Origin of the sequence: Acinetobacter sp. NIOH-H-8 (assembly GCF_046635365.1) — a bacterium.
Taxonomy (GTDB): domain Bacteria; phylum Pseudomonadota; class Gammaproteobacteria; order Pseudomonadales; family Moraxellaceae; genus Acinetobacter.
In genome coordinates this window covers 1-405 of sequence record NZ_JBHDVN010000295.1, presented here as the reverse complement: position 1 = coordinate 405, position 405 = coordinate 1, and the positions used below count along the sequence as shown (strand labels likewise).

The 405-nt window shown below is 42.7% G+C and carries 1 protein-coding gene; it reads right to left on the bottom strand.

The features are described 5' to 3' along the window. A partial coding sequence (locus tag ACEWB7_RS18310) for an FAD-dependent oxidoreductase (RefSeq protein WP_411581136.1) occupies positions 1–319 on the bottom strand: 319 nt, incomplete at its 3' end. Positions 320–405 lie beyond the last annotated feature (86 nt).

Sequence of the window (405 nt, the reverse complement as noted above, 5' to 3'; positions counted from 1 at the left end):
CTCTTACTGCACAGTTGGTATAAATTTTCACACCGATTTGTTTGGCATAACGAGCGAGTGCAGGTGTGCCTGTTTCAGGATCAACAGAGCCTGAATCTTCTTCAAATGCAGCAACAGTCCATGGCGTTTGAGCACCTACTAAGCGATTTGATAGCTCTTCACCTTTAATGATGCGAGTATTTAATGGTGTATCAAAACCTGCCGCTTCTTTAGCTGTTTTGATCCACGCTTGAGCTTTATCTAATGCTTTTTCATCCGCCAGCGCTTCTACACGACCTTGAGTACGATAACTGGTATCTGCACCAATTTTCTCATTCATGCCACGCCATAATATTTTCCCATAATGGTGTAATGGGAAGATTTCTGGCGATGTTTGGTAACTAATAATTTGGCTGTATGCACGGC